This window comes from Methylobacterium sp. E-046 (assembly GCF_022829625.1).
Lineage (GTDB): Bacteria > Pseudomonadota > Alphaproteobacteria > Rhizobiales > Beijerinckiaceae > Methylobacterium > Methylobacterium longum.
Genome location: NZ_JAKSYP010000216.1, coordinates 1 through 19,251, shown reverse-complemented (window position 1 = coordinate 19,251; position 19,251 = coordinate 1). Strand labels below are relative to the sequence as shown.

The following is a 19,251-nucleotide window of genomic DNA, read 5'->3' as shown; positions in this document are numbered from 1 at the left end:
GCTGATCCGCGCCGGCTCGCTGCGGTCCACCGTGCACTCCGCCGCGTAAGCCTGGCAGAACGTCACCCAGGCGGCGAGCGGCTTGGCGTCCCCCTGAACCCGCGCACCCGCCTCCGTCGGAAGGCTCGCCAGCGTCTGTGCCTCGGCGCCGCCGGCGAAGCCGAGGGCCGCCAAAGCGAGGACGGCCACGGCGCGACGAGCGCGGGAGAGCCGACGCGATGCGGCACCGGAAACCAGTCCCTGCACCTTGGAAGCCGCGAACCGCATCGCCGTGACCCAACCGTTAAGCTCTCGTTAACGAAAGCTCTCACGCCGGAGGGCCGGCCGCAATGCGCCGATTAACAAAAGGTTAATGCTGTGCGCAACGCGGATAAGCCGTGGCGGCACTCGGGCCCGGCGGCACGCTGCGGCTCAGGCGCGGAAACGTGAACATCCTCCGCTGTGATCGATGCGGGCGCACCTCGTTATCCCCCCGTCGCGCCACCGACAAATGTCTGTGGGCGGCCGGAGGAACGCTCATGCGGTGCGCGGCAGAACCATTCGCCAAGATCGTGCTGGTCGGGATCACGGCGGGTCTACTCGGGGTGACCCCCGGGGCCGCCGCCACGCCGCCGACCCAGCCCTCCGCGACGGGCACGACGCCCGGAGATCTGAAGAGCGACGGCTCGACCCAGCCGGCCAAAGTGCAGGACGGTCAATATACGGATCAGAACGGCGATCCGACCTATCACGTCACCGACGCCGGCAAGAAGGTTGACTGGTACACGATGTCCGGCTACCTCCGGTACAGCGCCAACTGCATCGTCTGCCACGGTCCAGACGGGATGGGCTCGACCTACGCGCCCTCGCTGGTCGATGCCCTGAAGGGCATGAGCTACGCGCAGTTCGCCGGCATCGTCGTGGGCGGCAAGAAGGACGTGAACGCCGCGCAGGAACTGGTGATGCCCGCCTTCGGGGATAACCGGAACGTCATGTGCTACATGCCCGACATCTACACGTATCTGCGCGCCCGCGCCGAGGGAGCCCTCGGCCGCAACCGTCCGCCCGAGCACGAGCCCAAGCCGGCCGCCTTCGAGAAGGCCGAGGACGCCTGCATGAAGTGAGGCCGGCGAGGCCGGGTCCGCCTTCCGGCCCCTCGTTCCGGAGCCGCCCGCGAAGATCGGACCTCGGACGCCCGGTTGCACCGGTTGGTTGCGCACGACATACTCGCCTGAGGACACTGAAGAGCGAGCGCCAAGCCCGCCGAGGGGGTCGTCAGGGGGAAACGTGGCTCAGGGATCGGGAGTGTGCCGCCATCTGTGCGGCATCCGGACGGCCTGGACGGAGGCGGCCTCGGCCGTCGACGCGGTGTCGGATGTCGCGGAGGCCGTCGCCGACGCCGCCTTGTCGCAGATCGTCGTGTTCTTCTCCGCCGATTACGACGCCGAGATCCTCGCGCACGCGCTGGAGAGCCGCTTCCCCGGCGTGCCGGTGGCCGGCTGCTCGATGTCCGGCGGCATCGCGCCCGCCGGCGGTCTCGACCGCGGCCTCGTCGCCATCGCGTTCCCGGCGGAGCGGTTCCGCATCGTCTCCACCGTGCTGGATGCCATCGATCATCTCGACGTGGAGCGGACCGCCTCGGCGGTGCGGGCGCTGCGCCGGACCCTCGACCCGTCCGACCGGGGTCGCGACGGCGAGCCCACCGTCGCGGGGCGCCGCTTCGCCCTGTCCCTGATCGACGGGCTCGCCAACGCCGAGGAGACGGTGGTCTCTGCCATCGCCTGGGCGCTCGACGGCATCCCGATCGTCGGCGGCTCGGCCGGCGACGACCTTCGCTTCCGGGACGCGGTGCTGCTCCACGGCGGCCGGATCCACCGCAAGGCGGCGGTCCTGATCCTCGTCGAGACCGACTTTTCCGTGGAAATCTTCAAGAGCGACAATTTCGAGCCGACACAGACGAAGTTCGTGGTCACCGCCTCGGACGGCGAGCGCCGCACCGTGCACGAACTCAACGCCGAGCCGGCGGCGCGGGAATACGCGATGGCGATCGGCCTCGATCCCGAAGGCCTGTCGCCGATGAGCTTCGCCGCCTACCCGCTGGCCGTGAAGGTCGGCGGCGAGTATTTCTGCCGCTCGATCCGCCGGATGAACGAGGACGGGTCGCTCAGCTTCTTCTGCGCGGTGGACGAGGGCGTCGTGCTCACGCTGGCCGAGCCTCAGGACATCGTGGCCTCCACGCGGACCGAGCTGGCGCGCCTCGACGCGGCGCTGGGCGGCGTCGATCTGATCATCGGCTTCGAGTGCGTGCTGCGCCGCCTCGACGCCGAGAGCCGGCAGGTCCGCCACGGCATCGCCGACCTCTACCGCCGCTACAACGTCGTCGGCTTCGAGACCTTCGGCGAGCAGTATCGGGCGATGCACCTGAACCAGACCTTCACGGGCATCGCCATCGGCAAGACCCTGGCGGAGGAGGCGCCGGGCCCGGCCCCGGCTCCGGCCGTGTCGTGACCGTACACCCGAACGGCCTCGAGACCGACGCGTCGCTGCATCGACGGATCGAGAAGCTCGAGCGCATCAATGCCGCGCTGATGTCCCATGTCGAGCGCACCATGGACCAGCGGGGCAGCGCCTACTCGCTGTTCCAGACCGCCATCATGCTGGAAGGCCGGGTTCGCACCCGTACCGAGGAGCTGACCGGGCTCATGCACCGGCTTGAGCGCTCCAACGCGGCGCTCGCGGTCGCCAAGGAGGAGGCCGAGACCGCCAACCGCTCGAAGACCCGGTTCCTGGCGGCGGCGAGCCACGACCTGCTCCAGCCGGTGAATGCCGCCCGCCTTTCGATCTCGGCGATGGCCGATCTCGACGTGCCGCCGGAGGCGCGCGCGATCGCCGGTCAGGTCGAGCGCGGCCTGCAGACCATCGAGGACCTGATCAAGACGCTGCTCGACATCTCCAAGCTCGACGCCGGCGTGGTCCGGCCGCAGCTGCAGCCGACGTTCCTGCCCGGCCTACTCGCGGAGCTGGCGGAGAGCTTCAAGCCGTTCGCCGAGCGCAAGGGCCTGCGGCTCTCCGTGCGCTGTCCGGACGTGACCGTCACCACCGACGGGGTGCTCCTGCAACGCATCCTGCAGAACCTCGTCTCGAACGCGGTCCGGTACACGCGCGCGGGCGGGATCATCCTGGCGGCGCGGCGCCGGGGCGGCGGCGTCCGCGTGGAGGTGACCGATACCGGCTGCGGCATCGCCGCCGAGGACCGGGAGCTCGTCTTCGACGAGTTCTTCCGCGGCACGGCGCTCGCCTGCACGGGGGAGGAGCCGGGCCTCGGCCTTGGTCTGTCCATCGTCCGCCGCATGGCGCAGGCGCTCGATCATCCCCTGACCCTCGCCTCGCGGCCGGGCCACGGCACGCGGGTCACCCTGGCGCTGCCCGTGAGCGCAATCCCGGCCGCGGCGGCACCACCGGCCCCAGTGGCGACGCGGCTGTCGGGGGCGCATGTCGTGGTGGTCGAGAACGACGCCTCCACGGCGGACGCCCTGGCGCGCCTCCTGCAGAACTGGGACGCCCGGGTCTCGACCTTCCGGGATGTGGCGGGCGTGCGCGCCGCCGTGGAGGCGGGCCTCTCGGCGCCGGACATCCTGGTGCTCGACTACCATCTGGACGACGGCGCCTGCGGGCTCGACGTGGCCGCCTATCTCCGGGCGGGACGGACCACGCCGCTCCCGGCGATCGTCACCACGGCCGACCACACCGACGACGTCGAGGAGCGGGTGACGGCGGCCGGCGCCGAACTCGTGCGCAAGCCGATCAAGCCGGCGCAGCTCCGCTCGCTGCTGACCTACCTGCTGGCGTGACGGGCGTCCCCTGAAGGGGGCCGACAGGGGGGGGCTCCGGAGCCGCTGCCCGGCGCTCCGCGCGCGGGTTCCCGGATCAGCCCCCGGGGCACCGCGGTGCCGGGAACCCGGCGCGGACCTCGTCGGGGGCCGCCCCGTTTCCAGCCCCGGCTCCGCACCGCGGGCAAATCCGTCCGCGCCGTGACATAGGACACATCGCGACCCTCGACGGGCCGCGCCGCCTGCGCGACAGGGAACGGCATCCGCGGCGCACCCGCGCCCGGATCACCCCAGCCATCGACGTCGCCGGCCGGGACGCCGCAGGAGCGCGCGAGCATGGCGCAGGTTCCGCACGGTCCCGGCGGCGCCACGCGGGACAGCTCCAGTGACGGCCTGCCGCCCCGCGAGCGCGTGCTGGCCATGGCGGCGATCGCGCTGGCCATGACCATGGCGGTCCTCGACGGGGCGATCGTCAACGTGGCGCTGCCCGTGATGGCCAAGGACCTCGCGGTCAAGCCCGCCGACGCGATCTTCGTGGTCAACGCCTATCAGGTCGCGGTGACGGCGAGCCTGCTGCCCTTCGCGGCGCTCGGCGACATCTTCGGCTTCCGGAAGGTCTACCTGCCGGGGCTGGCGGTGTTCGTCGCCGCCTCCTTCGCCTGCGCGGTCGCGCCGAGCCTGCCCCTCCTCATCGCGGCCCGCATCGTCCAGGGGCTCGGCGGCGCCGCGATCATGAGCGTCAACATCGGGTTCGTGCGCTTCATCTATCCGCATCGGATGATCGGCCAGGGCGTGGCCAACGTCGCGCTGGTGGTGGCCGTCGCCTCGGCCGCCGGCCCGACGGTGGCGGCCGCGATCCTCTCGTTGGCGACCTGGCCCTGGCTGTTCCTGGTCAACATCCCGGTGGGCCTGCTGGCCCTGGCGGTCGCCTCCCGCACCCTGCCGGCCACGCCGGCCAGCGGCCGGCCCTTCGACCTCGTGAGCGCCGCGCTCAACGCGCTGACCTTCGGCCTGCTGATCATCGGCATCGACGGTCTGGGCGACCCGGACCGACAGCGGATCGCCGTCGCCGAACTCGTCGGCGCCCTGGTGATCGGCGCGGTCTTCGTCCGCCGCCAGATGCGGCTGCCGGCGCCGCTCCTGCCGGTGGACCTGCTGCGGATTCCGGCCTTCGCCCTCTCGATGGCGACCTCGGTCGCGTCGTTCTGCGCCCAGATGGTCTCCTACGTGACGCTGCCGTTCTACTTCCAGGACGTGCTGCACCTCTCCAGCACGCAGACCGGCTTCCTCCTCACCCCCTGGCCGATCGCGGTGGCCGTGATGGCCCCGATCTCCGGACGCCTCGCCGACCGCTACCCGCCGGGCATCCTCGGCGGGATCGGGCTGGCGATGATGGCCGCCGGCCTCGTCGGCGTGACCCTCCTGCCTGCGGCCCCCGGCACCCTCGACATCGCCTGGCGCCTGACCCTGTGCGGCCTCGGCTTCGGCCTGTTCCAGTCCCCCAACAACAAGGTGATCGTCACCTCGGCGCCCCGCGAGCGCGCCGGCGGGGCGAGCGGGATGCAGTCGACGGCGCGGCTCACCGGCCAGTCGCTCGGCGCGGCCCTGGTGGCGGTGATCTTCGGCCTGACGCACGGCCTCGGACCCGAGCGTCCCGTGACCCTCTCGCTGTCCTGCGCCGTCGCCCTCGCGATCATCGGCGGCTGCGCCAGCGTTCTGCGGCGGAGTCGAAGCGGCTAGACGGCCGCGGCCTGCCACCGACCGGGCCCGCAGGCGTTGACGCCTCGGTTCAAGTGCTGGAGAGCCCCATGGATCTCGACCTCACCGGCCGGAAGGCCCTCGTCACCGGTTCGACCGCCGGCATCGGCTACGCCATCGCCAAGGAACTCTGCGATCTCGGCGCCGAGGTCGGCATCAACGGCCGCTCGCCGGAGCGGGTCGAGGCGGCGCTGGCGAGGCTGCGGGGCGAGGCCAAGGCCGGCCGCGCCTTCGCGGCGCCGGCCGACGTCGCCACCGCTGAGGGCGCCGCCGCCCTGGTCCAGGCCCTGCCGGCGGTGGACATCCTCGTCAACAACACCGGGATCTTCGAGCCGAAGCCGTTCTTCGAGATCCCGGACGCGGACTGGCAGCGCTTCTTCGACGTCAACGTGATGAGCGGCGTGCGCCTGTCCCGCGCCTACGCGGCCGGCATGGCGGAGCGCGGCTGGGGCCGGGTGATCTTCATCTCCAGCGAGTCGGGCATCAACACCCCGACCGAGATGATCCATTACGGGATGACCAAGACCGCGCAGCTCGCGATCTCACGCGGCCTCGCCCAGACCGTGGCCGGCTCCGGCGTCACCGTGAACAGCGTGCTGCCCGGCCCGACCCTCTCGGAGGGCGTGGCGGAATTCATGAAGCAGATGGCCGGCGGCAAGGCCGACGCCGACCTCGACGCCATGGGCCGCGCCTTCGTCGCCGAGCACCGCCCGTCCTCGCTGATCCGTCGGCTCGCGCACGTGGAGGAGGTGGCGAACCTCGTCGCCTACCTGTGCAGCCCGGCGGCGAGCGCGACCACCGGCGCCGCGCTTCGGGTGGACGGCGGCGTCCTGCAGGGTCTCGCATAGGCCGGCGCGACGCCGACGGTCTCCGGATCGTCGGCGGAGGCCATCGCCCGCGGGGCGCGACCGGCCCCCTGCCGGCCCGGGTTTTCGGCCTCGACCGGTCTCGCACAGCGAAGCCCGAAATCCCGCGCCGCCGAGCCCACCCGATCGGGGCGGGCGGGCCCGCCGGATCCGGTGTCAGCATCCGCGGTAGGGGATTCCGGGCTCTCGCCTGTGGCGAACCCAGCAATCGGTGCCGATGGTCTGGTCCGACGGGTGGAGCGTGACCGTTCTAGAGCCGTCGGCCCGGACGAGGTCTCGGGCGCGGCTCTAGGATACGTTCAGGCCTTCAGGTGCGCGGCGAGATGCTTGTTCATCTCGAACATGGAGCACTTGTCCTTACCGAAGACCTTCTTGAGCTTGTCGTCGGCCACGATCTCGCGCTTGTTCTGCGGATTCTGAAGGTTGTTCTTCTTGATGTAATCCCAAACCTTGCTGACCACCTCGCCGCGCGCGAGCGGGCTGGTGCCGACGATGGCGCCGAGTTCGGCCGACGGCTTGAGCGGCTGCTGCAGGGCGTTCGGCTTCGTGCCGGCGGCCTTGGCAGCGGCGGGCTTCGCGGCCTTGGCCGGAGCGGCCTTCGCCTCAGGCTTGGTGGTGGTCTTGGCCGCCTTCGGTGCAGCCTTCTCGGTCTTCGTGGCCATAAACTTCCTCCGGTTCTCGGGCCGCAGGCCGGGGCATGATCGCCCCACGGCCGAGCCAGCATAGCAGCAACTAAGCGGTGATGCCGCCGTTCCAAGGGGAAATTGCCTTCGCGGGCCGCTCATCCACAAGGCACGCGCGGAAATCCACACTGGAAGCCGCCGACTCGCGCGGCCCGGAAGATTATTCATCAAATCCGCGAGCGCGAAACCTGCTCTTAACAATCCCGCGCCTGAAGTACAGTCATGTTTGCTCCAGCCCTCACGCTCGCGCTTCTGCTCGCCACCGGGCTCGTGGCGGCGCTCGGGTTCGGCATCCGCGCCGAGCCCGCCGCCCACGGCTCGGAACAGGGGCGCGGCCTCGTCTGAGACGGCCGCAATGGCCCCAGGGATTGCCCCAGTCCTCGCTCCGGTGCATCTGCCGGGCGGCATGACCGACCCGATCCTCCCCGCGACCCTCGAGAGCACGGCCCACGTCGTCCAGGTGGCGCTGAGCCCCGTGTTCCTGCTGTCCGGGATCGCCACGCTGCTCAACGTCTTCGGCACGCGCCTCGCCCGCGTAGCGGATCAGGCGGACCGCGTCACCGGCCTGCTGGCCGGCGCTGGGGATGCGGAGCGTCACCTCCTGGGCCGGCGGCTCGACCGGCTGTACCGGCGCTCGCTCGCCCTCGACGCCGCCGTGTTCCTGGCCGCCCTGGGCGGCGTCGCGACCTGCGGATCGGTGCTGACGCTGTTCGTCGGCGCCCTGCGCGACAGCACCGTGGCGACGCTGCTGTTCGGCCTGTTCGGTTCGGCGATCCTGTGCACGCTGTGCGCCCTCGTCGCCTTCGGCTTCGAGATGTTCCTGGCCAGCCGCTCGGTTCGCGACCGGATCAACCAGCGGCGCGCCAGCGCGGGCCTACCGACCGATCTCTGACCATCCGATCTCCGGGGCGGCCGACGTGCGGCCCGGCCGCGGAGCCGTGGCCGGCCTGCGGAACCTGCGTGCGCCGATCCGCTTAGTCCGCAGGGACTACGGGATGCGGCCCCGCCGCATCCGCGATTTGGGAGTGCGCATGCCGACGGACTTGCCCAACGAGCGCGCTGTGCGGAAACCCGGCAGCCTGGAACTGGATCCGACCGGACCCGGTGTCGCCATCGACGAGACCAGCCGGCTCATCGCGTCCAACAAGGTCGAGGGGACGGCCGTCTACGACAGCACGGGTCGCCACCTCGGCGCCGTCCACAATTTCATGGTGGACAAGATCTCGGGACAGGTCGCCTACGCGGTGCTGGCTTTCGGCGGCTTCCTGGGCCTCGGCGAGAACCATCACCCCCTGCCGTGGAAGGCCCTGACCTACAGCACGGAACTCGGCGGATACGTCATCGACATCGACCCGGCCGACCTCGCCGGCGCGCCCAACCATGGATCGGGCGAGGACGGGTTCACGGACCCGACCTACGGCGGACGGATCGAGGATTTCTACGGCGGGCGCGCCCCTACGGCGTGAACGGCCGCGCCCGCGCTCGATCGCCCCGGCTCAGAACTTCCCGCCGAGACCGACGCTGCCGCCCGGCGACAGCATCGGACCCATGGCACCGCCGCCGGCGCTGCCCCCGACCGCGCCGTTGCCGCCGTCAAGCTCGTCGCGCCGGATCCGCCGCTCACCCGCATCCGCGGTCCGGGTCCCGGCGCCGGCGCTCTTGGGAAGCGCCAGCTGCCGCGTCGGCGCGGTCTGAAGCGGCCGGCCTTCCGAGTCGACCCCGGCATTCTGGGGCTCGCGATTGGGAAGGGCGCCCCTCAGGGACGGCGGCAGCCCGACCTGCGTGTCCGGCATCACGCCGCCGCCGCCGCCGAGCGCCTGGCAACCCGCCACCAATCCGGCCAGGGCCGTGCCGAGCACGAGCCCGCGCGCCGCGGCGCTTCTCGAGGTGGGGTGGGTCGACATCGTTCAGTCCTCGCAGGGGGCCGCGGTGCCATCCGCAGCCCGTATCGGCTTTGCACCGCTTCCTACGCCGGGGTTGCGGCGAAAACCAGACGTTGTCGCAGCCGCCATGGGGACGCCGGCGCGGCGGTCCGGACCTTGCTGCCGGCCCGGTGGGGTCCATAACTTCGCCCAGGTCCTGCGTCACGACGGCTCACCGCGGGCGGGCTCCCGTCGCTGGCGGACCTGGAACCGGCCGATACGGTCGCGGTTGCGTCGGCGTGCCGGCCCGGCCCGGCCCTTCCTCAGAGGACGAAGCGTGTTCAGAACCAACCGGATGATCGCGGCCGTGACGCTCGCCCTCTGGGCGTCGGGAGCTGCGGCGCAGGTCCAGCCCGCCGGCGGCGACGGCGCGTCCGGCCAAGCTCAGCCGCAGGCCCCGGCCGCCGTGCCGGCTCCGAACACCCCGGCCACCCCGCCCGCCACCGCCAACGCACCGCCCGCGAGCCCGCCGCCCACGAGCCCGCCGCCCGCCAACCCGCCGCCGCCTTCGGCGACGCCTGCACCGCAGGCCCAGCAGCAGGGCACCCCGGCCACGGTGCTGGACACCCAGGATTACGAGAGCCTGCTCGGCCGCAGCGTGCGCAGCGCCGGCGGCGACGAACTCGGGCGGGTGATCGACATCATCATCGACAAGGACGGCCATCCCCGCGCCGCGATCATCGATTTCGGCGGGTTCCTCGGAGTCGGCACCCGCAAGATCGCCGTGGACTGGCGCGCGCTGCGCTTCTCGGCGGAGGGCGGCAAGGAGCGCAAGTTGTCCGTGGCGCTGACGCGCAACCAAGTCCGCGTCTCGCCGGAGTACAAGGCCGGCGAGCCGATCGTCGTTCTCGGTCCCGCGAGTCCGGCCGCCCCCGTCTCCGAGGGCGAACAGGCCGCGACGCCGGCCGCCGCGCCTCCTGCCGGCCCCCCCCTTCCCGGCACCGCACCCGCCGGCTCCTCCGCACCGCAGGCCGCCCCCGTCGGTGCGTCGCCCGCCGTCACGGCCCCGGCCGCGACACCGCCGGAGAAAGCGCCGGATAAATGACGGTGGCCCGATTGAAGGTCAGACCCGCCGCTTCCCCCCGCGAGCGCGAGGTGTCCCGGCAGGATCCCCGTACCCGCCCCCTCCGCCTGAAGGATCCGGCGGCCGAGCGCCCGCGCGAGCCTGCGCCGCCGGCCGGAACCGCGGCGCCGGGACGCGCCATCGCGGGGGCGAGCCGCTACGGGCTGGACGCCTTCGCGTTCTTCGTGGCCAACCTGCAGACCGGGTTCGGGCCCTTCCTGGCGGTCTACTTCTCGCAGGCCAAGTGGACGCAGTCCGACATCGGCTTCGCCCTCACGGTCGGAAGCCTCGTCGCGCTGCTCGGGCAGGTGCCCGGGGGCGCCTTCGTCGACGTGGTGCGCTCGAAGCGCTTCGCCGCCGCGGTGGCGGTGATCGGCATCTCGGGCAGCGCCTTCGCGCTGGCGGTCTGGCCGAGCTTCCTCGTCGTGCTCCTGGCGATGGCGGTCCACTCCGCGGCGAGCTGCGTGCTGACGCCGGCCATCGCGGCGATCAGCATCGGCCTCGTCGGGCGGGCCCGGGCGGGCGAGCGCCTCGGCCGCAACGCGAGCTTCGCGGCGGTCGGCAACGCGCTCGGCGCCGCCGGCATGGGCGCCATCGGCTATTACCTGTCGAACGGCGCCGTGTTCTACCTGACCGCGGCGCTCGTCGTGCCGACGATCATCGCGCTCGCCCGCATCCGCGCCCAGGACATCGACCCGGAGGTGTTCCGGGAAGCACCCGTGGCCGCCCCGTCCCTGGCCGCGCCGCCCGCCCCGGCCGGATCGGACGGAATCCGGGCGCTGCTGACCAACCGCGGGCTCCTGTGCTTCGCGGCCTGCATGGTGCTGTTCTTCCTGGCCAACGCCGCGATGCTGCCGCTGGTCGGCAGCGTCCTGACCCTGCGGGCGAGCGAGACCGCCACCGCGCTGGTCGCCGCCTGCATCATGGTCCCGCAGGCGGTCCTGGCCGTCAGCGCCCCGGCGGTCGGCCGGGCGGCCGAACGGTTCGGGCGCTACCCGGTCCTCCTGTTCGGCTTCGCGGCGCTCCCCGTCCGCGGCCTGCTGCTCGCCTACACCACCAACCCCTACGGCCTGGTCGGCATCCAGGTCCTCGACGGGATCTCGGCCTCGGTGCTCGGCGTGATGGTGCCGCTCGTCGTGTCCGATCTCACCCGCGGCACGGGACGCTTCAACCTCGCCCTCGGCGCGGTCGGCACCGCCATGGGCATCGGCGCCGCCCTCTCGACCTCGCTGGCGGGGATCATGGCCGACCGGCTCGGCAGCCACAGCGCCTTCCTGGGCCTCGCCGTGGTGGGCTTCCTGGCCTTCATGCTGGTCGCGCTGATCATGCCGGAGACGCGCCAGCCGCCATCGGCGGGCTGACGCGCCGCGGCACCGAATTCGCTTCATGTTTCCGCGCCGCTCAAGCGGCGTTCAGATTGTGCGGATAAAAGCGCAACGACGGTGCGGACCGGTGAAACATATGGCAACGCTCTCGCGTTGCCGCTGCGGGTCAGACTGCCCCCGCGCTGCACTCCGCCTCAGCCCGTAAGCCAAAGCCGCGCGAATACGGAATGGTCACCGCGATGGAAGAGCTGCATCGATACGCCGAGAGGCCCTTCGCCTTCGTCGGGCGCTATCTCCGCCGCCGCTGGCTGCCGCACCTGGTCATCCTGGTCTCGGTGCTGGGCGCCGTCGGCTTCTCGGTCTCGACCGATTACGCCCTGAAGGGGGTGGTCGACGCGCTGACCAAGGGCCCGGGCCCCGGCAACACCGTGATCTGGGGTGCGCTAGGGGTCCTGATCGCCTTCATCGCCGCCGACAACATGCTCTGGCGCGTGGCGGCGCTGACCGGCGCCTTCACCTTCGTGGGCATCACCGGCGACATCCGGCGGGACCTGTTCCGGCACCTGACCGGCCACTCGCCGACCTTCTTCTCGGACCGTCAGCCGGGTACGCTGGCCTCGCGCATCACGGCGACCTCGAACGCGATCTTCACGGTCGAGAACATGTTCGTGTTCAACGTGATGCCGCCGACGGTCGCGGCCTTCGGGTCGATCGCCTACATCGCCACCGTCAACCTCACCATGGCGGGGATCCTGGCGGGCGTCTTCGCCGCCGTCGTCATTCTGATGTTCAAGATGGCCTCGGCCGGCCGGCCCTTGCACCACGACTTCGCCGCCAAGGCCGCCTCCGTCGACGGCGAGATGGTCGACCTCGTCGGCAACATGTCCCTCGTGCGCGCCTTCTCGGCGTTCAAACGCGAGGGCCAGCGCTTCGAGGGCACCATCGCCACCGAGATGCGGGCCCGGCGCTCGTCGCTGCTCTACCTCGAGAAGCTGCGCATCGTGCACGCGGTGCTCACCGTCCTGGCGGTCTTCGGCCTGCTCTACTGGGCGATCCAGATGTGGGAGGCCGGGCAGGCGACGAACGGTCAGGTCGTGCTGGTCTGCACCCTCGGCATCCGCATCCTCGCCGCCACCCGCGACCTTGCGGTGGCGCTGGTCGACGCCACGCAGCACACGGCCCGCCTGTCCGAGGCGCTCCACACCCTGCTCCAGCCGCACGATCTCGTGGACCATCCGGAGGCGAAGCCGCTGACCGGCCAGGGGGCCCGGATCGCCTTCGACCACGTCGCCTTCAGCTACCCGGACGGGCGCCCGGTCTTCACGGATTTCGACCTCGTGATCGAGCCGGGCCAGCGCGTCGGCCTCGTGGGCAAGTCGGGCGGCGGCAAGTCGACCCTGTTCTCGCTGATCCAGCGCTTCTACGACGTGCAGAGCGGGACGATCCGGATCAACGGTCAGGACATCGACCGGGTGACGCAGGAATCCCTGCGCGAGGCCATCACGGTGGTCCCGCAGGACGTGTCGATGTTCCACCGCAGCTTGCGCGAGAACATCCGCTACGGCCGGCCCGACGCCACCGACGAGGAGGTCTGGCAGGCGGCCGAAGCGGCCCACTGCACCGACTTCATCCAGGGCCTTCCGGAAGGGTTCGACACGATGGTCGGCGACCGGGGCGTCAAGCTCTCGGGCGGCCAGCGCCAGCGCATCGCCATCGCGCGGGCCATCCTCAAGAACTCGCCGATCCTGCTCCTCGACGAGGCGACCTCCGCGTTGGACGCCGAGTCGGAGCAGGCGATCCGGCACGCCCTGGCGAACCTCATGAAGGGCCGCACCGTCATCGCCATCGCGCACCGGTTGTCGACCCTGCAGGACTTCGACCGCATCGTCGTGCTGGAGGGCGGCCGCATCGCGCAGGACGGTTCGCCCGACAAGCTGACCCATCTCGACGGGTTCTTCCGGGAGCTGATGAAGAAGGAATCCATGGGCACGGCGCTCGCCGCCGCCTGACACGGCCTCCCTCAACGCCCTCCCGGTCCGCGCCGGCGCAGCGGGAGCATCCGGGGCGGCCTGACATCCGTACGCGCGGCGCGGCCGGGATTGCCGCGCGCCAGGACGGCGATGCCGCCCGGCCGGTACGGCGCCGGGCGAACCGGTTCTCTTGACCCGTCGGCGCTGCTAGATCACGCGGCGGCCGGACTGGACCTTGCATCACCCGAGACGTCGCCAACCGGTCCGGTTCCGACGCATCTCGACGCGTGAGCTTCACCGTGCCCGAACTCGCCCTCGTCATCCGGGAGATCTCCGAGGAGATGGCCCAGCGCTCCGACCGGGGCGCGGTCGCCGACTACATCCCCGAACTCGCCCGCGTCGACCCGAACCAGTTCGGGATCGCGGTGATCGACGCCGACGGCTGCGTCTTCGCGGGCGGCGACAGCGAGACGCCGTTCTCGATCCAGAGCGTCTCGAAGGTGTTCACGCTGACCCTGGCGCTCGGCATGGTCGGAGACCGGTTGTGGAAGCGGGTCGGGCGCGAGCCCTCGGGCAACCCGTTCAACTCGATCGTCCAGCTGGAGCGCGAGCGGGGCGTGCCGCGCAACCCGTTCATCAACGCGGGCGCCATCGCGGTCACCGACGTGATCCTCTCGGGTCACGAGCCGCGCGAGGCGCTGGGCGAGATCCTGCGCTTCCTGCAGTTTCTGGCCCAGGACGTGGGCATCGCCATCGACGAGACCGTGGCGGCTTCGGAGAAGCGCACGGGCTTCCGCAACACCGCGCTCGCCAACTACATGAAGTCCTTCGGTGTCATCGACAATCCGGTGGACTACATCCTCGGCGTCTACTTCCACCACTGTGCCATCGCGATGAACTGCCGCCAGCTCGCCACGGCCGGCCGCTTCCTCGCCCATAACGGCCGCAACCCCGCGACCGGCCACTCGGTGGTCTCGGCGGAGCGGGCGCGCCGCATCAACGCCATCATGCTGACCTGCGGCCACTACGACGGCTCGGGCGAGTTCGCCTACCGGGTCGGCCTGCCGGGCAAGAGCGGGGTCGGCGGCGGCATCCTGGCGGTAGCGCCCGGCCGGGCCTCGATCGCGGTCTGGTCTCCCGGCCTCGACGCCGCCGGCAATTCCCATCTCGGCCGCATCGCCCTGGAGCGGCTGACCCAGCGCATGGGCTGGTCGGTGTTCGGGGCGTGAGCCGCCCCGCCCGGGACCGGGCCGGGTGCCCTTGCCGGCTTGGCCGTTCCAGGGCAGTTGCGAGCGGGGGATCCGACATCTGAGTCCGGGGCGGGAGCGCATGGCGACGACGGAAGCGCGGGACGGCCTCGATCCCGGCCTCATTCTGGCGCGCCTCGACCGGCTGCCGCCGACCCGGGCGGTCTGGCGCCTCGTGATCCTCCTCGGCCTCGGCTTCTTCTTCGAACTCTACGACCTGCTGTTCACCGGCTACGTGGCGCCGGGCCTCGTCAAGGCCGGGATCCTCACGCCGACGACGCCCGGCCTGTTCGGCGCCAGCGGCGTCGCGAGCTTCGTGGCCGCCCTGTTCACCGGCCTGTTCATCGGCACCCTGCTGTGCGGCTGGCTCGCGGACCGTTTCGGGCGGCGGGCGATCTTCACGTGGTCGCTCCTGGCCTACACGGCGGCCAACGTCGTGATGGCCTGCCAGACCGAGGCCTTCGGCCTCAATCTCTGGCGGCTCGTCGCGGGGATCGGCCTCGGGCTGGAGATGGTGACGATCGGCAGCTACCTCTCGGAACTGGTGCCGAAGGCGGTCCGCGGCCGCGCCTTCGCCCTGTGCCAGGGCATCGGCTTCACCGCCGTGCCGGTGGTGGCGTTCCTGTCGTACCTGCTGATCCCGACAGCCCCGCTGGGCATCGACGGCTGGCGCTGGGTCGTGCTGATCGGAGCCTCGGCGGCCCTCGTGGTCTGGTGGCTGCGCGCGGGCCTGCCGGAAAGTCCGCGCTGGCTGGTGGAGCAGGGACGTCTCGCGGAGGCGGACGCGGTGCTGCGCCGTCTGGAGGCGCAGGTGGCGGCCGAATCCGGACGCCCGCTGCCGGCGCCCGCCGCGGCGGAGCCGGTCCAGCCGCGCAGCGCGTTCCGCGACCTCTGGGTGCCGCCGTTCCGGCGGCGGGCGCTGATGATGGCGGGCTTCAACGTGTTCCAGACCGTAGGCTTCTACGGTTTCGCCAACTGGGTCCCGACCCTTCTGGTGGCGCAGGGCATCACGGTCACGTCGAGCCTCGCCTACACGGCGCTGATCGCGCTCGCCGCCCCGGTCGGGCCGCTGCTCGGACTTGTCATCGCCGACCGGTTCGAGCGCAAGCACGTGATCGTGGCGGCCGCCTGCGTCTACATCGCCTGCGGGCTCACCTTCGCGCGGACGACGGAGGTCGGCGCCATCGTGGTCCTCGGCATCGGCCTGACGCTCGCCTCCAACGTGATGTCGTACAGCTTCCACGCCTATCAGGCCGAGCTGTTCCCCACCGGCATCCGGGCCCGGGCAGTGGGCTTCGTGTATTCCTGGAGCCGCTTCTCGGCGATCTTCACGGGGTTCATCATCGCCTTCGTGCTGCGTCAGGCCGGCACGCCGGGCGTGTTCCTGTTCATCTCAATGGCCATGCTGGCAGCGGGCCTCCTCGTCGGCCTCCTCGGCCCGCGCACGCGGAACGTGGCGCTGGAGACGATCGCCGGGTGAGCGTCCTCGCCGGCTCGGCGGCGGATCGCAGCGAGCGAGGGCGCGCCGGGCCCGGGGCGGCGCGCCATGGGGCTGCTGCGCCGCCCCCCGACGCCCCGACACCCGCACCGGCTCTCGCCCGCCCCCTGTCCGTGTCCGCATCGCGGCGTGGCCGCAGGGCCCAAAACGCGGATGAACGTCGACGCGGTCCTGGCCCCGGCCGGGGACCGGCGGGGATGCTTCGAGCCGGTCGACGGCGAGGTCTACGCGACGTCGACCGAGCGGGCCGTGCCCGCGCGGGCCAAGGCGCGGGGGAAGGCGTGGGGGGAAGGCGCGGGGAAAGGCGCGGGGGGAAGGCGCGGGGGAAGGACGCGGCTCGGACGGCCCCCACCGGGCGACCGCCCGCGCCGCGCTCGGCGGTCGCCTGACGGATCGCGATGCCGGCGAGGAGCCCGATCTCGTCATCGCCGCCGCGGTACGGTCACCGAGCGGGCGCGCGGACGATCCGGGTCGCAAGCCGACCCGCCGTTTCCGCCCCGCGGGCGTGAGGCGCGCCTTGATCGTGGATCCGGGGAAGCGTGCCCTCCTCCATCACCGCCGCGCGCGACGCGGCCTGATCGAGACCCGCATCGCGATCGAGGGCCGCCTCGATCGGATACCGCCCCGCCTGAGCTTGCCCGTGACCGGGCTGTTCGCCGATCCCCCGGCGGTCGGCGACGGAGCTTGATCCCGTTCGAGGCGGATGCCACAGCGGCGCGAACCCGAATCAGGACGCCCGCATGACCGCACCCCTCGATCTCCTCGTGCTCGGCAACGCCATCGTCGACGTGATCGCACGCACGGACGACGCCTTCCTGTCCACACAGGGCGTGACCAAGGGAGCGATGCAGCTCATCGACGAGCCGCGGGCCGAGTCCCTGTTCCAGGCCATGGGGCCGGCCACGATCGTCTCGGGCGGCTCGGGCGCCAACACGGCGGTGGGGGCGGCCCTGCTCGGAGCCCGGACGGGCTTCGTCGGCAAGGTCCGGGACGACGAGCTCGGCGGCCTGTTCAGCCACGACCTGAAGGCCACCGGGGTCGGCTTCACCGTCCCGGCCGCCGAGGAGGGCCCGGCCACCGCCCGCTGCTTCGTGCTGGTGACGCCGGACGGCGAGCGCACGATGAGCACCTATCTGGGGGCCTGCCAGGGGCTCTCGCCCGACGATGTCGACCAGGCGCTCGTGCGTTCGGCCAAGGTCGTCTACCTCGAGGGCTACCTCTGGGATCCGCCGGCCGCCAAGGACGCGTTCCGCAAGGCCGCCGAGATCGCCCATCAGGCCGGGAACGCCGTCGCGCTGACCCTGTCGGACGCGTTCTGCGTCGGCCGCTACCGGGACGAATTCCTGGGCCTCGTGCGCGACGGCAGCGTCGATATCCTGTTCGCCAACATGGGCGAACTCCAGAGCCTCTACCAGACGGACGATCCCGAGGCCGCCGTGGCCGCGCTCCGCGACGAGCGCAACGCCCGCGGCCGGCACCTTCTCGGGCTCGTCACGCGCTCGGCCGACGGTGCCTTGGTGGTGCAAGGTGGCGAGATCCGCGCCGTCGAGGCCAGCCCGGTGCGGGACGTGGTGGACACGACCGGCGCCGGCGACCTGTTCGCGGCCGGCTTCCTGGCCGGCCACGCTCGCGGCCTCGACAACGTCACGAGCGCCCGCCTCGGCACGCTCGCGGCCGCCGAGGTGATCCAGCACATCGGCGCCCGCCCCCAGGCGGACCTCGTCGGCCTCGCCAAGGCGCGCGGGCTGCTCTGAGGCTTCAGGGCCGGAGCAGCACCTTCCCGACCGCGGCCCGGCGGGTCAGCAGGCCGAAGGCTTCCGGAAACTCCGCCAGGGGGTAGACGCCGTGGACCTGCGCGGTGAGCTTGCCCTCGGCGACCCAGCCGAGGAGCCGGCGCTGGTCCGCCTGATGGGCCGCGGGTTCGCGGTCCAGGAAGGCGCCCCAGTGGACGCCCTGCACGTCGAGTTCCTTGAGGAGAATCAGGTTCAGCGGCAGCCGCGGGATGGCGCCGGCCGCGAAGCCGATGACGAGGTAACGTCCGCGCCAGCCGAGCGCCCGCAGGGCCGGTTCCGCGTAGGCGTCGCCCACCGCGTCGTAGACCACGTCGACACCGCCGCCGCTGACCTGGCGCAACGCGTCCTTGAGGGTCGCCGGGTCGTAGACCAGCGTCGCCTCGGCCCCGTGGGCGCGGGCAACCGCAAGCTTCTCCTCCGAGGAGGCGCAGGCGATCACCCGGGCGCCCATCAGCCGCCCGAGCTCCACCGCGGCGAGGCCGACGCCCCCGGAGGCCCCCAGGACGGCCATCCACTCGCCGGGCCGCAGACGCGCCCGGTTGGCCAGGGCGTGGAGCGAGGTGCCGTACGTGATGGTGAGCCCGGCGGCCTGCTCGTCCGGCACACCGTCCGGCACCGGGGTGAGCTTGGCGGCATCGATGGCGATGCGCTCGGCGCAGCAGCCGTGTCCGGCATGGACGATGACCCGGTCGCCCACGGCGACGCCCGAGGCCCCCTCCCCCAGCGCCTCGACCACGCCGACGCCCTCGCCGCCGGGCGAGAACGGCAACGGGGGCTTCACTTGGTAGCGCCCGGCGACGATCAGCGTGTCGAAGAAATTAAGCGCCGCCAGCCGTATCCGCACCAGGGCCTGGCCGGGCCCCGGAACCGGGTCCGGGCGCTCCACGACCTCCAGATGCTCAGGCCCCTCGAGCCTCGTGCACAGCAGCGCCCGCATCGCGTCGGTCCTCCGGTTGTCCGTGCCGATGAGGCCCGAACCGGTCCGGCGGTCAACCCGTCCCGATCATCTCGCGGATGCGCGCACCCAGGACCTCCACCACGAACGGCTTGGTGATGACCTGCATGCCGGGATCGAGCTGGCCATTCCCCAGCACCGTCGTCTCGGCGTAGCCGGTGATGAACAGCACCTTCAGGCCGGGACGCTTCACCCGCCCGGCCTCGGCCATCTGGCGCCCATTCATGCCGCCCGGCAGGCCGACATCCGTCACCAGGAGGTCGATGCGCACGTCCGATTGCAGCACCTTCAGCCCGGCGACGCTGTCGGCGGCCTCGATCGCCGTGTAGCCGAGATCCTCCAGCACCTCGGTGACCAGCATC

Annotated in this window: 18 protein-coding genes and 1 pseudogene; 14 read left to right on the top strand and 5 right to left on the bottom strand. The window is 71.9% G+C overall.

Annotated features, from left to right (window positions below; all coding sequences use genetic code 11):
• Positions 1 to 267: pseudogene (locus MKK82_RS23580) on the bottom strand (transglutaminase); the annotation flags it as partial.
• Between the two features lie 251 nt (positions 268 to 518).
• Between MKK82_RS23580 and MKK82_RS23575 the strand changes: the two are divergent.
• The 5 genes from MKK82_RS23575 (at position 519) to MKK82_RS23555 (ending at position 6,415) form a co-directional block, all read left to right on the top strand.
• Entirely contained in the window at positions 519 to 1,103 is a 585-nt protein-coding gene (locus MKK82_RS23575; RefSeq protein ID WP_238287690.1) for a c-type cytochrome, methanol metabolism-related, read from the top strand.
• A gap of 163 nt (positions 1,104 to 1,266) precedes the next feature.
• Positions 1,267 to 2,487 carry an FIST signal transduction protein gene (locus MKK82_RS23570; protein ID WP_238287692.1) on the top strand — a complete coding sequence of 407 codons (1,221 nt, stop codon included), beginning with the start codon at positions 1,267 to 1,269 and terminating at the stop codon, positions 2,485 to 2,487.
• Positions 2,484 to 3,830 carry a hybrid sensor histidine kinase/response regulator gene (locus MKK82_RS23565; RefSeq protein ID WP_238287694.1) on the top strand — a complete coding sequence of 449 codons (1,347 nt, stop codon included), beginning with the start codon at positions 2,484 to 2,486 and terminating at the stop codon, positions 3,828 to 3,830. Before MKK82_RS23570 ends, MKK82_RS23565 begins: the two co-directional genes overlap by 4 nt.
• A 315-nt stretch (positions 3,831 to 4,145) precedes the next feature.
• Positions 4,146 to 5,549: an MFS transporter gene (locus MKK82_RS23560; RefSeq protein ID WP_243986977.1), complete on the top strand. Its 1,404-nt coding sequence runs from the start codon at positions 4,146 to 4,148 to the stop codon at positions 5,547 to 5,549.
• Positions 5,550 to 5,617: 68 nt separating this feature from the next.
• A complete protein-coding gene (locus MKK82_RS23555; protein ID WP_238287696.1) occupies positions 5,618 to 6,415 on the top strand; it encodes an SDR family NAD(P)-dependent oxidoreductase in 798 nt (265 codons plus the stop codon).
• Positions 6,416 to 6,732: 317 nt separating this feature from the next.
• Here MKK82_RS23555 and MKK82_RS23550 read toward each other — a convergent pair whose 3' ends face one another.
• Positions 6,733 to 7,095, bottom strand: coding sequence for an SWIB/MDM2 domain-containing protein (locus MKK82_RS23550; protein WP_238287697.1), 363 nt, complete (start codon positions 7,093 to 7,095; stop codon positions 6,733 to 6,735).
• A 243-nt stretch (positions 7,096 to 7,338) separates the two neighbouring features.
• On the opposite strand from MKK82_RS23550, the gene MKK82_RS34055 reads away from it, so the two are divergent.
• The 3 genes from MKK82_RS34055 (at position 7,339) to MKK82_RS23540 (ending at position 8,582) form a co-directional block, all read left to right on the top strand.
• Positions 7,339 to 7,461, top strand: a complete 123-nt coding sequence (locus tag MKK82_RS34055; protein WP_279603239.1) for a hypothetical protein — start codon at positions 7,339 to 7,341, stop codon at positions 7,459 to 7,461.
• A gap of 61 nt (positions 7,462 to 7,522) precedes the next feature.
• Positions 7,523 to 8,008, top strand: a complete 486-nt coding sequence (locus MKK82_RS23545; protein WP_238287915.1) for a DUF2721 domain-containing protein — start codon at positions 7,523 to 7,525, stop codon at positions 8,006 to 8,008.
• A gap of 139 nt (positions 8,009 to 8,147) precedes the next feature.
• On the top strand, positions 8,148 to 8,582 hold the full coding sequence (locus MKK82_RS23540) for a PRC-barrel domain-containing protein (protein ID WP_238287699.1): 435 nt from the start codon (positions 8,148 to 8,150) through the stop codon (positions 8,580 to 8,582).
• 30 nt (positions 8,583 to 8,612) lie between these two features.
• Here the strand turns inward: MKK82_RS23540 and MKK82_RS23535 are convergent, their stop codons facing one another.
• Positions 8,613 to 9,020 carry a hypothetical protein gene (locus MKK82_RS23535; RefSeq protein ID WP_238287700.1) on the bottom strand — a complete coding sequence of 136 codons (408 nt, stop codon included), beginning with the start codon at positions 9,018 to 9,020 and terminating at the stop codon, positions 8,613 to 8,615.
• A 313-nt stretch (positions 9,021 to 9,333) separates the two neighbouring features.
• Between MKK82_RS23535 and MKK82_RS23530 the strand changes: the two genes are divergently transcribed.
• From MKK82_RS23530 to MKK82_RS23505, 6 genes are all read left to right on the top strand, one after another.
• Positions 9,334 to 10,083 (top strand): PRC-barrel domain-containing protein, encoded by a 750-nt coding sequence (locus MKK82_RS23530; RefSeq protein ID WP_238287931.1) that lies wholly within the window; start codon positions 9,334 to 9,336, stop codon positions 10,081 to 10,083.
• A complete protein-coding gene (locus tag MKK82_RS23525; protein ID WP_238287702.1) occupies positions 10,080 to 11,462 on the top strand; it encodes an MFS transporter in 1,383 nt (460 codons plus the stop codon). Before MKK82_RS23530 ends, MKK82_RS23525 begins: the two co-directional genes overlap by 4 nt.
• Positions 11,463 to 11,665: 203 nt before the next feature.
• Positions 11,666 to 13,435, top strand: a complete 1,770-nt coding sequence (locus tag MKK82_RS23520) for an ABC transporter ATP-binding protein (protein WP_238287704.1) — start codon at positions 11,666 to 11,668, stop codon at positions 13,433 to 13,435.
• 260 nt (positions 13,436 to 13,695) lie between these two features.
• A complete protein-coding gene (locus MKK82_RS23515) occupies positions 13,696 to 14,625 on the top strand; it encodes a glutaminase (protein WP_238287933.1) in 930 nt (309 codons plus the stop codon).
• Positions 14,626 to 14,725: 100 nt separating this feature from the next.
• Positions 14,726 to 16,123 carry an MFS transporter gene (locus MKK82_RS23510; protein WP_238287705.1) on the top strand — a complete coding sequence of 466 codons (1,398 nt, stop codon included), beginning with the start codon at positions 14,726 to 14,728 and terminating at the stop codon, positions 16,121 to 16,123.
• Positions 16,124 to 16,881: 758 nt separating this feature from the next.
• Positions 16,882 to 17,895: an adenosine kinase gene (locus MKK82_RS23505; protein WP_238287707.1), complete on the top strand. Its 1,014-nt coding sequence runs from the start codon at positions 16,882 to 16,884 to the stop codon at positions 17,893 to 17,895.
• 4 nt (positions 17,896 to 17,899) lie between these two features.
• Here the strand turns inward: MKK82_RS23505 and MKK82_RS23500 are convergent, their stop codons facing one another.
• Both MKK82_RS23500 and MKK82_RS23495 read right to left on the bottom strand, forming a co-directional pair.
• On the bottom strand, positions 17,900 to 18,871 hold the full coding sequence (locus MKK82_RS23500; RefSeq protein WP_238287711.1) for an NADPH:quinone oxidoreductase family protein: 972 nt from the start codon (positions 18,869 to 18,871) through the stop codon (positions 17,900 to 17,902).
• A 52-nt stretch (positions 18,872 to 18,923) separates the two neighbouring features.
• Positions 18,924 to 19,251, bottom strand: a 328-nt coding sequence (locus MKK82_RS23495) for a response regulator (RefSeq protein WP_243986976.1), incomplete at its 5' end; no start/stop codon positions are given.

What these genes read in the sequence shown, in the direction of transcription:
- MKK82_RS23575 (WP_238287690.1), top strand. Translation starts at nt 519, where the DNA reads ATGCGGTGCGCGGCAGAACCATTCGCCAAGATCGTGCTGGTCGGGATC.
- MKK82_RS23560 (WP_243986977.1), top strand. Translation starts at nt 4,146, where the DNA reads ATGGCGCAGGTTCCGCACGGTCCCGGCGGCGCCACGCGGGACAGCTCC.
- MKK82_RS23555 (WP_238287696.1), top strand. Translation starts at nt 5,618, where the DNA reads ATGGATCTCGACCTCACCGGCCGGAAGGCCCTCGTCACCGGTTCGACC.
- MKK82_RS23550 (WP_238287697.1), bottom strand. Translation starts at nt 7,095, where the DNA reads ATGGCCACGAAGACCGAGAAGGCTGCACCGAAGGCGGCCAAGACCACC.
- MKK82_RS34055 (WP_279603239.1), top strand. Translation starts at nt 7,339, where the DNA reads ATGTTTGCTCCAGCCCTCACGCTCGCGCTTCTGCTCGCCACCGGGCTC.
- MKK82_RS23545 (WP_238287915.1), top strand. Translation starts at nt 7,523, where the DNA reads ATGACCGACCCGATCCTCCCCGCGACCCTCGAGAGCACGGCCCACGTC.
- MKK82_RS23540 (WP_238287699.1), top strand. Translation starts at nt 8,148, where the DNA reads ATGCCGACGGACTTGCCCAACGAGCGCGCTGTGCGGAAACCCGGCAGC.
- MKK82_RS23535 (WP_238287700.1), bottom strand. Translation starts at nt 9,020, where the DNA reads ATGTCGACCCACCCCACCTCGAGAAGCGCCGCGGCGCGCGGGCTCGTG.
- MKK82_RS23530 (WP_238287931.1), top strand. Translation starts at nt 9,334, where the DNA reads ATGATCGCGGCCGTGACGCTCGCCCTCTGGGCGTCGGGAGCTGCGGCG.
- MKK82_RS23525 (WP_238287702.1), top strand. Translation starts at nt 10,080, where the DNA reads ATGACGGTGGCCCGATTGAAGGTCAGACCCGCCGCTTCCCCCCGCGAG.
- MKK82_RS23520 (WP_238287704.1), top strand. Translation starts at nt 11,666, where the DNA reads ATGGAAGAGCTGCATCGATACGCCGAGAGGCCCTTCGCCTTCGTCGGG.
- MKK82_RS23510 (WP_238287705.1), top strand. Translation starts at nt 14,726, where the DNA reads ATGGCGACGACGGAAGCGCGGGACGGCCTCGATCCCGGCCTCATTCTG.
- MKK82_RS23505 (WP_238287707.1), top strand. Translation starts at nt 16,882, where the DNA reads ATGACCGCACCCCTCGATCTCCTCGTGCTCGGCAACGCCATCGTCGAC.
- MKK82_RS23500 (WP_238287711.1), bottom strand. Translation starts at nt 18,871, where the DNA reads ATGCGGGCGCTGCTGTGCACGAGGCTCGAGGGGCCTGAGCATCTGGAG.